Genomic DNA, 10,014 nt, shown 5'->3' with positions numbered 1-10,014 from the left:
AGCATCGCACAGCCCACCAGATTTCGGAATCACCCGTCAGTGACACAACACTAGCCCTTTGCCTTTGACCTTGTAGTCGAGGTGGATCGCCGTGAAGACCTTAGGGTCCGTCTCAGCGCGCTCGGCCGTGACCTCTACGTCGCAATCCGTCACCTGCTCCCGGCCCTTCCTGAGAATCTGGACCACATCGAAGGCCGTGCAGCCTCCCAAGCCGATGAGAAGCATCTCCATGGGGCGGATGCCGACATTGCGGCCGCCATATTCAGGCGCCCCGTCCATGACGACGGCATGTCCGCTGCCGGACTCACCCACGAACATCATGCCGTCGACCAGTTTCACCCGCGCTTTCATGTGACCTTGTCCTCGCTATGCCTCACGGCTTCATCCTCTCTTATACCGCTAACGCAGGGAAATGGCGCAAATCCAGCTAGCCCGAGGTTTTGTCCTCAGGGTATGAAACGGGCCCATCGACCAGGGATTTCATCATGAAGCCTTCCAAAGACATCACGCGGCTTATCGAGATCATGGCAGCCCTGCGGACGCCCGGAACCGGCTGTCCCTGGGATCTGGAGCAGGATTTCGCCTCGATCGCGCCCTACACGCTCGAGGAGGCCTACGAGGTAGTCGATGCCATCGAGCGGGGCGACATGGCCGATCTACGGGACGAACTCGGGGATCTGCTGCTTCAGGTCGTGTTCCACGCCCGCATGGCGGAGGAGCGGGGCGCCTTCGCGTTCCCTGACGTGGTCGAGGCCATCACGAAGAAGCTCATCCGTCGCCACCCCCATGTCTTCGGCGCCATCAAAGACCTGTCTCCCGAGGCGGTGAAGCACCTCTGGGACTCGATCAAAGCCGAGGAAAAGGCGGAACGGCGCGCGGCCCGCGAGACGATGGGGCAAGGCCCCGAGCCCCACGAATCGGGATTCCTCGGAGGGATCCCGACGGCGCTGCCAGCCCTGACGCGAGCCCAGAAGCTCACGACCAAGGCCGCGAAGGTGGGCTTCGACTGGCCCGAAGCCGTGCAGGTCATCGACAAAATTCATGAGGAGCTGGAGGAGGTTAAGGAAGCCTCCTCATCCGGGAAACCAGACCGGATCGAGGACGAGATCGGCGATCTTCTGTTTTCGGTCACCAACTTGGCCAGGCATTTCGGCATCGATCCCGAACGAGCCCTGCGGCGGACGAATGCCAAATTCGAACGGCGCTTCAAGGCTATCGAGAAAGCGCTCGGAGAGCGGGACAGCAGCCTCGACGAAGCCTCGCTCGAAGAGATGGAGGAGCTTTGGGTCGCCGCGAAGCTGGCCGAGCGGGAGCCCGGCTCATCCTCATAGGACGCGGGCGTCCGGGAACCTGTTGAGAAACCGGGGCTCCTTGCCGGCCACGAGGCGAACCTGGAGGACCGTATGCCCGTTCTCCTGGGTCACGCGGTCCAGGATCTCCGTATTCTCATGCAGCCAGGCGAGCCCTTGCCCGTCCTCCGGCGCGACATCGACCTCGTAGGTCGGCCTTCCCAGAGACAGGTGCTGCTCGATGGTGGCAAGGAGCTCGGGAATGCCATCTCCCGTGAGGGCGGAAATCAGGATCGGCCGCCTCTCCTCGCCCGTCCGGTGCGAGGCGGTCGCAAGCCGCTCCCGGTCCTCCGCCGACAGAAGGTCCGCCTTGTTCCAGACCTCGACGATCCGTCTCGTGTCGTCCGGGTCGATGCCGAGCTCCCGCAGGACGATCGCGACATCGCCAGCCTGGGCCTCGGTCTCCCCGTGCGACACATCGCGGACATGCAGCAGGACATCGGCCTCGACCACGTCCTCGAGGGTCGCGCGGAACGCCGCCACCAGCATGGTCGGCAGATCGGAGATGAAGCCCACCGTGTCAGACAGAATGGCTTTCTCGCCGTGCGGGAGTTCGATGGCGCGGGACGTCGGGTCGAGGGTCGCGAACAGCATGTTCTCGGCCAGAACGTCGGCCTGGGTCATGCGGTTGAACAGGGTCGATTTGCCGGCATTGGTATAGCCGACGAGGGCAATGATCGGGTACGGCACCCGCCTGCGGCTCGTGCGGTGCAGGGAGCGCGTCTTCACGACGCCCTCCAGATCCCGCTCGATCCGGTTCATCCGCTCCTGGATCATGCGGCGATCCGCCTCGATCTGCGTCTCGCCCGGTCCGCCCAGGAAGCCGAAGCCGCCGCGCTGGCGCTCGAGGTGGGTCCAGGAACGGACCAGCCGGCCCTTCTGGTAGGACAGGTGGGCCAGTTCGACCTGAAGGGTGCCCTCTTTCGTTCGCGCCCGCCGTCCGAAGATTTCGAGGATAAGGCCGGTCCGGTCGATGACCTTCGCCCCCCAGGCCTTCTCAAGATTGCGCTGCTGCACGGGACTGAGGGCGCAGTCCATGACCACGAGACCGATCTCCTCGGCCCGGATCAGCCCCGCCAGCTCCTCGACCTTGCCGCTGCCGATGAAGGTCGCGGGTCGTGGGGAGGCCAGGGGTGCGATCAGCGATTGGACGATGGTCAGATCGATTGCGAGCGCAAGCCCGGTGATTTCATCCAGGCGAGCTTCCGGAGGACGCGGATTGCCGGCCTCGCTGTCGGCTTCGACCGCACCACGCCGCCGGCGGGTCAGATACGGACCGACAACGAGCGTCTTCGTTCCTGCCGCAACCTCTTTCTCCGGTTCGGCAAGGTGGGCGAGACGTTCTTCCCCCGGACTGCGTGGTTCCGTCACCTCAAGCCTTCTCGCCAGCCTCGTCGATCTGATCGAACAACTGGACGGGCTGTCCCGGCATGATGGTGGAAATGGCGTGTTTGTAAACCAGCTGGGAATGACCATCCCTGCGCAGGAGGACGCAGAAGTTGTCGAACCAGGTAACGACACCCTGAAGCTTCACCCCGTTCACGAGAAAGATCGTCAGGGGAATTTTTTGCTTCCGGACGTAGTTCAGAAAGGTGTCCTGAAGATTCTGCGCGCGATCGCCCGCCATTGAAGTTGCCTCGCCAGCCCATCGCCGCCGGTCTTGGCTATGGGGCCGCCTGGATATGATTGTCCGCTTTCGTGCGGTCGGTGACCGGCAGATCTATTACAGGGCGAACTGCAGCGTTCGGCAAGAGGTAGCCAAGACTTCTACCACCCTGGGGTTACATTTTCCCGTGGATTGTAGGTTTTCGGCCTTCCCGACCGACGGGTGGGACACCGGGACGGCGTTCTCAGCCGCCGATCCCGAGAGATTTGAGTTTCCGATGCAGCGCGGAGCGCTCCATGCCGATGAACTCCGCCGTTCGCGAGATATTGCCGCTGAATCGGGCAATCTGCGCCAGGAGATACTCCCGCTCAAAGATCTCGCGGGCCTCACGGAGCGGCAGACTCATCAGCTTCTCGCCCCCTGCCCCGCCCGGGGTACTCGGAACGAGGGCGCCGATCTCGGTAGGCAGCATGTCGGCGGTGATCTCGGCGTCGGGGTCGCCCGAGGTGAGAATCATCAGCCGTTCCACGTTGTTGCGGAGCTGCCGGACGTTGCCGGGCCAGTCATGCGATTGCAGGACCGCCATGGCATCCTCGGCGATGCGCCGCCTGGGCAGGCCCGTAGTGGACGAAATCTGCTCCATGAAGAATTCGATCAGCTCCGGCACGTCCTCGCGCCGCTCGGCGAGGGACGGGACCCGAATCGGGATGACACCGAGTCGGTGGAACAGATCCTCCCGGAACTGCCCGGCCGCAATGGCGGCGGGAAGGTCGCGGCTGGAGGACGAGACGATTCGGACATCCACATGGACCCGTGTCGTTCCGCCGACGCGCTGAAAATTCTGGTCGACCAGGACACGCAGGATCCTGTTCTGCGTCTCCCGCGGCATGTCAGCGATCTCGTCGATGTAGAGAGTGCCGCCATGAGCCTCTTCGAGAGCGCCGACCCGGCGTCCCCCGCCCTCCCCGCCTTCGGTGCCGAAAAGCTCCGCCTCCATGGTGTCGGGCGTGATCGTCGCGGCCGAGAGAACGACGAAGGGACCGTTCGCGCGGGTCGAAAGGCTATGGATGGTCCGGGCCGTCAGTTCCTTGCCCGATCCGGGTGCGCCGGTGATCAGAATACGCGCATTGGTGGGCGCCGCCCGCTCGACCGCCTGCCGGAGCTGGTTGATGATGATGGACCGGCCGGCGATGCGGCTCGCCTGAACCGAGCGCGAGCGCAGGTCACGAACCTCGCGCTTCAGGCGGGACGCCTCCAGGGCGCGCTCTGCCACCAGAACCAGACGATCCGCCTTGAACGGCTTCTCGATGAAATCGTAAGCACCCGCCTTGATGGCGGAGACGGCGGTTTCGATGTTGCCGTGGCCTGAGATCATCACGACCGGCAAGTCGGGATGCTGGGACTTGATGATCTCCAGAACCTGAAGCCCGTCGAGCCGGCTTCCCTGCAGCCAGATATCGAGGAACACGAGGTGCGGCCGCCGCGTCTCAATGGCGGCCAGGGCCTCATCGGACGTGCCGGCCGTGCGGGTACGGTTACCTTCATCCTCGAGAATGCCGGCCACCAGGTCACGAATATCGACTTCGTCGTCGACGACGAGAATATCAGCGCTCATAGGCTTGCCCTGCGGGAGTCATTTCGGCTGGAAGCGGCCGATGGTTCTTCCGATACAACGTGCTTGGTCTTTGGGATCCACATGCGAACCTGCCCACCCCGGCCAGTAGGATTGTCGGCGAGTTCCATGCCACCTCCATGGTCTTCCAGAATCTTGGCAACGATCGGCAGCCCCAATCCGGTTCCACCCTCGCGCGTCGTCATGTAGGGCTCCAGCAGGCGTTGTCGGCCTTCGATCGGAAACCCTTTGCCGTTATCCGTCACGGCCAGGATCAGATATTCCGGATGCGTGTCGTCGAGCAGCACCGATATCTGGGCCTGGCCCCGCTCCTCCTCCGGCACCGCAGCGATCGCTTCGGTAGCGTTCTTGACGATGTTCGTCACCGCCTGCGAGACAAGCCGGCGGTCGAAGGGCGCGATGAGCGATCCGGGCGGCACCTGATCGACGAACTCGATCTCGGGGTGGGCGATCTTCATCATGAAGATCACCTGCCGGATCGTCTCGGCGAGATCCTCGTCGCCGATGGTCGGCTTCGGCATGCGGGCGAAGGACGAGAACTCATCCACCATCCGCTTGATGTCGTCGACCTGCCGCACGATGGTGTCCGTACACTGATCGAACACCTCCCTGTCCGTGGTGATCACCTTGCCATATTTCCGACGGATGCGCTCGGCCGACAGCTGAATGGGCGTAAGGGGATTCTTGATCTCGTGCGCGATGCGCCGTGCCACATCCGCCCAGGCGGAGGTCCGCTGCGCCAGAACGAGATCCGTAATGTCGTCGAGGGTGATGACGAGGTCCCTCTGTCCGCCGCGCGCCTGCTCGCTGGTGACGCGAACGTTGATGGTTCGCTCCTTGCCCTTACGGGCGATATGGATCTGCTGTTGCATCAGGCGCTGGCGGCCCTGGCTCATCTCGTCTACGAGCGCCGTCACCTCGGGCAGCACCATGGTAATCGGTTGGCCGAGCAGTTCCTTGTGCGACGTGCCGAGCAGGGCCTCCGTGGATGGGTTCACGATGGTGATCTGCCCTCTCGCATTGACGCCGATGACCCCAGCCGAAACGCCTGCCAGAACGGCTTCCGTGAACCGACGGCGCCGGTCCATGAGATCGCTGGCCGCCGTCAGCCCGTCATGCTGGCGACGCAGTTCGGAAGTCATCTTGTTGAACGTCTCGCCCAGATGCCCAAGGTCGCCCTCGCCCCGCTTCACGGGCACCTGGACATAGAAATTGCCGGTGGCCACTTGGTCCGTCGCATGGATGAGGCGCCGGATCGGGGCGACAAGGCGGTTGGCGAAGTTCAGCCCGAACCACACCGCCGAGAGTAGGACGATCAGTGCGATCAGGGTGAACATGGACGCGAAGGCGATCTGGATGCCAGCCTTCTTCTGATCGAGCGCCTCGTAGAAGGCCACGCCGGCTTCCGCCACCTGGGGGAACTCGATGGCGCGCGGATCGACCTCCCTCGCCACGTAGAGGATGCGACCGCCATGGGCGTCGAGCTTCAGGGCGGAGCGGAAGATGTTGCCCGTCTTCGGGAACAGGCAGAGGGCCTCCCGGTTGCTGGCCTCCTGAAGGTCAGTCTCCGTCGGCAACGGGACATTCTCGAGCTTCTTAGCGTCGATGCGCTCGACCACCGATCCATCGGTGTCCACGATCATGGCGAGCGGGAAACCGAGGAAGACGGCGCGGGAATTCATGAATTCCCTGAACAGGTTGCGATCCGCGTCGAAGAGGACCTTGGCGCGGTTGAGGTCGGCCGCCATCAATTGGGTTTCGCGAGCGAGCGTGCGGCACTGCACCTCGCGGTAAGACCGGGCGATGGAGACCGTGTTGGTCATCAGGTCCCGGAGCGCACCGGTGAACCACGGATCAAGGCCGCGCTCCAAGGTGACCGTCGCAACGGCCGCGACCAGGATGGCCGGGAGCACGGCAACGAGGCTGAACAATCCAACGATCCTCACATGGAGGCCCGCGGCCGCTGCCCCGGCCCGCCGCTCGCGGACAAGCTTTCGGGTCTGCCAAGCGACGATGCCGAGCAGGAGCGCGATCAGCACGCCGTTCAGCAGGAAGACCCAAACGACGACATTGTGAGTCGGAAGGAGCGGGGTCGCTCCGGCGAGGATCAGGAACGTGGCGAGCGCCGAGGCCAGAGCCGACAGCACAGCGCCATAGCCCAGCCAGCCGAGGCCGCTCTGGGACGGCTCCGCCGCCTGCCGTTGTGCAATGGTGTCCTGGTCGATCAAGACTGAAGCCCCGCCTGTCGGGTGCCTCTGCAACAGCACCCCGTTCTAGGGGTGATGCACCAACACAACACTGTGGTCAAATTATTACAGCAGCCAAGCCTCAACTGCGGTTGGAGCGGACCACCATGAGCTCCAGATCACGCACCTTCTTGCGAAGGGTGTTGCGATTCACGCCCAGGAGCTCGGCCGCGCGGATCTGGTTCCCTCGAGTCGCGGCCAGGGCCGCGCCGATCAACGGACCCTCGATCTCGCGCAGGACGCGATGATAGAGGCCGGGAGGCGGGAGCGTGTCCCGGAAGCCCGAGAAATACTCGTTCAGATGCCGTTCGACCGCGTCGGACAGGCCTTCTGCGCTCTGCTGGGACGATTGGGATGCCTTCCCGACCGGTTGAGGCGGCAGCAGGGGCTGCGAATCGAGCTCCGCGTCGATGATGGCACCCGTGATGGTGTCCTGCGGGTACAGGGCTGCCAAGCGTCGCACCAGGTTCTCCAACTCACGGACGTTTCCCGGCCAGCGGTACCGCTTCAGCCTGTCCATGGCCTCCACGTCGAGCTGTTTGCGTGCCAGGCCCTCCTTCTCCACCAGCATGAAGAAGTGGCGGGCCAGATCCGGGATGTCCTCGACCCGCTCGCGCAGCGGCGGAAGGCGCAGGGGCACCACGTTGAGCCGGAAATAGAGGTCTTCGCGGAACAGCCCCTGCTGGATCAGGACGCGCAGGTCCTTGTTCGTGGCCGCCACGATGCGGACATTGGTCTTGATCGGCACCCGGCCGCCAACGGTCGTGTACTCGCCCTGCTGAAGAACGCGCAGGAGACGGGTCTGTGCCTCCATGGGCATGTCGCCGATCTCGTCGAGGAACAGCGTGCCGCCCTCCGCCTGCTCGAAACGGCCCGTATTGCGCGCGGTCGCGCCGGTGAAGGCGCCCTTCTCATGGCCGAAGAGCTCGGATTCGATCAGCTCACGCGGGATCGCCGCCATGTTCACGGCTACGAACGGACCCTGCCGGCGCTTGCCGTAATCGTGCAGGGCCTTCGCCACGAGCTCCTTGCCGGTCCCGGACTCGCCCGTGATCATCACCGTGAGGTCGGTGGGCATTAGACGGGCGAGAGCCCGGTAGATCTCCTGCATGGCGTGCGAGCGACCCACGAGCGGGATATCTTCGTTCTCGGGCGAAGGGTTGGCGCCGGTGGGAACGTTCCGGGGGCGCGAGAGGGCCCGCCCGACCACGGCGACGAGCTCCTTCAGGTCGAACGGCTTCGGCAGGTATTCATAGGCGCCGCGCTCGGAGGCCTTGATGGCGGTCATGAACGTGTTCTGCGCGCTCATGACGATGATCGGCAGGTCCGGGCGCATCTTCTTGATGCGGGGCAGGAGATCGAAGGCATTCTCGTCCGGCATCATCACGTCGGTGATGACCACATCTCCCTCTCCCTGTGCGACCCACCGCCAGAGGGTCGCGGCGTTGCTGGTGGAGCGAACCTCGTAGCCGGCCCGGGACAGGGCCTGGTTCAGGACGGTCCGGATGGCAGCATCGTCGTCAGCGAGAAGAATCTGTCCGCTAGGCATCGCTCAATCTCACAATTCGGCCCCGCGGCCGTCATCGGCGCGGTGCATGGGAAGGAGAATTCGGAAAGTGGTTCGTCTGGGCGCCGGCTCGCATTCGACGATGCCGCCGTGGTCGCCCACGATCTTCGCCACGAGGGCGAGGCCCAGGCCGCTGCCCTGGACCTTCGTGGTTACGAAAGGATCGAAGAGGTCGGTCATCAGTTCGGGAGGAATGCCCGGTCCGTTGTCCGTGACGCTCAGCTCGATGGGAAGGCTGACCCGCTCCTGGGAACCGGGCACCTGAAGCCGGACACCGGTCCGGAACGCCGTCGACAGCATGATCTCGCCGTCCGGCGCATCGATGCCGACGGCTTCGGCAGCGTTCTTCACGAGATTCAGAATGACCTGGATCAGCTGATCGCGGTTGCCGAGTACGGGCGGGAGCGACGGATCGTAGTTCTCGACGAAGCGGATATGCCGGGCAAAGCCGGACTGCGCGAGGCGCTTCACGTGGTCGAGCACGCCGTGGATGTTCACCGGGCCCCGTTCCACCGGCCTTTCCTCGCCGAACAGTTCCATGCGCTCCACGAGCTTCACGATGCGGTCGGTCTCGTCGCAGATGAGACGTGTCAGCAGTCGGTCGTCCTCATTCGCCGATTGCTCGAGGAGCTGTGCAGCGCCACGGATGCCCGACAGGGGATTCTTGATCTCATGCGCCAGGAGCGCGCCCAGGGCCGTGATCGACCGTGCAGCGCCGCGATGGGTCAGCTGGCGGTTCATCTTGTCGGCGATCGTCCGCTCCTGCAGCATGACGATCACGTGATCGCTGTCGTCGCCCAGAGGACTGGCGGACACGTCGACGATGCGCTCCGCGCCGAGGCGCGGGCTGCCGATGTCGACCCGATGCTCGCTGACACTGGAGCCACGCTGGCGAACATCCTCCACCAGAGCCATCACGGGCGAGCCGAAGGGCAGAAGATCGCTGAGCCTCTGCCGCAGCATCATGCGCAGGCTCATCTCGAAGAAGGATTCCGCCGCCGCGTTGGCATGCACGATGCGGTGCTCCGGCCCAACGGTGAGAACGGGAATCGGCAGCGCGTTCATGATGAGGTCGTTCATGCCCGACATGGTCATGCGGCCTCCCGTTCCTGACAGCTGTAGAGGGAACGCAGCATGGCGATCACGGTCTGTGGCTCCTCGGACGTGACGAGCGTCGTCCGGACGCTCGGCGGAATGTGGAAGCCGGATTGCCTGGCCACGTCCGCATAGGCGGCCAGGTGCTTTCGGGCATGCCGGATCCCGGTCCTTTCGCCGTAGAGGGACAGGAGGCCCTCGTAGTGCTCGACCGCGATGCCGGTCATGGCTTCGGGCGAAGGATCGGGGATCGTCTCTCCCTGCAGGGCCGCGGCGATCTGGCCGACGATCCAGGGCCGGCCGACGGCCGAGCGCCCGACCATCACGGCTGCGGCACCCGAAGCCGACAGGCAACGTCGTGCATCATCGAGGGTGCCGATATCGCCATTGGCGATCACCGGTATACCGACGCTGCGCACGACGGCCGCGATGGCGTTCCAGTCGGCCTGGCCCTTGTAGAACTGCTGGCGCGTCCGGCCATGCACCGTCACGGCCTGCACGCCCAGGCTCTCGGCGCG

Annotated in this window: 8 protein-coding genes and 1 pseudogene; 1 reads left to right on the top strand and 8 read right to left on the bottom strand. The window is 64.4% G+C overall.

Features of this window, described 5'->3' with window-relative positions; translation table 11 throughout:
* Nucleotides 1–51: 51 nt before the first annotated feature.
* Nucleotides 52–351, bottom strand: a pseudogene (locus OC446_RS27440) (OsmC family protein); the annotation flags it as partial.
* 134 nt (nucleotides 352–485) lie between these two features.
* On the opposite strand from OC446_RS27440, the gene mazG reads away from it, so the two are divergent.
* The gene (gene mazG, locus OC446_RS27435) at nucleotides 486–1,331 is read left to right on the top strand and encodes a nucleoside triphosphate pyrophosphohydrolase (RefSeq protein ID WP_262032124.1); all 846 of its coding nucleotides are present in this window, start codon (nucleotides 486–488) and stop codon (nucleotides 1,329–1,331) included.
* Here the strand turns inward: mazG and hflX are convergent.
* The 7 genes from hflX to OC446_RS27400 all read right to left on the bottom strand — a co-directional run.
* Entirely contained in the window at nucleotides 1,326–2,720 is a 1,395-nt protein-coding gene (gene hflX / locus OC446_RS27430) for a GTPase HflX (protein WP_262032123.1), read from the bottom strand. The genes mazG and hflX overlap by 6 nt on opposite strands.
* A 1-nt stretch (nucleotide 2,721) precedes the next feature.
* Entirely contained in the window at nucleotides 2,722–2,976 is a 255-nt protein-coding gene (gene hfq / locus OC446_RS27425) for an RNA chaperone Hfq (RefSeq protein ID WP_009491222.1), read from the bottom strand.
* A gap of 223 nt (nucleotides 2,977–3,199) precedes the next feature.
* A complete protein-coding gene (locus OC446_RS27420; RefSeq protein ID WP_262032122.1) occupies nucleotides 3,200–4,570 on the bottom strand; it encodes a sigma-54-dependent transcriptional regulator in 1,371 nt (456 codons plus the stop codon).
* On the bottom strand, nucleotides 4,567–6,816 hold the full coding sequence (locus tag OC446_RS27415) for a sensor histidine kinase NtrY-like (protein WP_262032121.1): 2,250 nt from the start codon (nucleotides 6,814–6,816) through the stop codon (nucleotides 4,567–4,569). The genes OC446_RS27420 and OC446_RS27415 overlap by 4 nt, the downstream gene beginning before the upstream one ends.
* 100 nt (nucleotides 6,817–6,916) lie before the next feature.
* Nucleotides 6,917–8,383, bottom strand: coding sequence for a nitrogen regulation protein NR(I) (gene ntrC / locus OC446_RS27410; RefSeq protein ID WP_262032120.1), 1,467 nt, complete (start codon nucleotides 8,381–8,383; stop codon nucleotides 6,917–6,919).
* A gap of 9 nt (nucleotides 8,384–8,392) precedes the next feature.
* Nucleotides 8,393–9,490, bottom strand: a complete 1,098-nt coding sequence (locus tag OC446_RS27405; protein WP_262032125.1) for a two-component system sensor histidine kinase NtrB — start codon at nucleotides 9,488–9,490, stop codon at nucleotides 8,393–8,395.
* A gap of 2 nt (nucleotides 9,491–9,492) precedes the next feature.
* Nucleotides 9,493–10,014 (bottom strand): tRNA dihydrouridine synthase (locus OC446_RS27400; protein ID WP_262032119.1); only part of this gene is annotated, 522 nt, incomplete at its 5' end.

It is taken from the genome of Microvirga sp. Mcv34 (assembly GCF_024519725.1).
Taxonomy (GTDB): Bacteria; Pseudomonadota; Alphaproteobacteria; order Rhizobiales; family Beijerinckiaceae; genus Microvirga.
This window is presented reverse-complemented; position numbering and strand designations above follow the sequence as displayed.

Coding starts and splice junctions, on each gene's coding strand:
- OC446_RS27420 (WP_262032122.1), bottom strand. CDS start 4,570: ATGAGCGCTGATATTCTCGTCGTCGACGACGAAGTCGATATTCGTGAC.
- mazG (WP_262032124.1), top strand. CDS start 486: ATGAAGCCTTCCAAAGACATCACGCGGCTTATCGAGATCATGGCAGCC.
- OC446_RS27405 (WP_262032125.1), bottom strand. CDS start 9,490: ATGTCGGGCATGAACGACCTCATCATGAACGCGCTGCCGATTCCCGTT.
- ntrC (WP_262032120.1), bottom strand. CDS start 8,383: ATGCCTAGCGGACAGATTCTTCTCGCTGACGACGATGCTGCCATCCGG.
- hfq (WP_009491222.1), bottom strand. CDS start 2,976: ATGGCGGGCGATCGCGCGCAGAATCTTCAGGACACCTTTCTGAACTAC.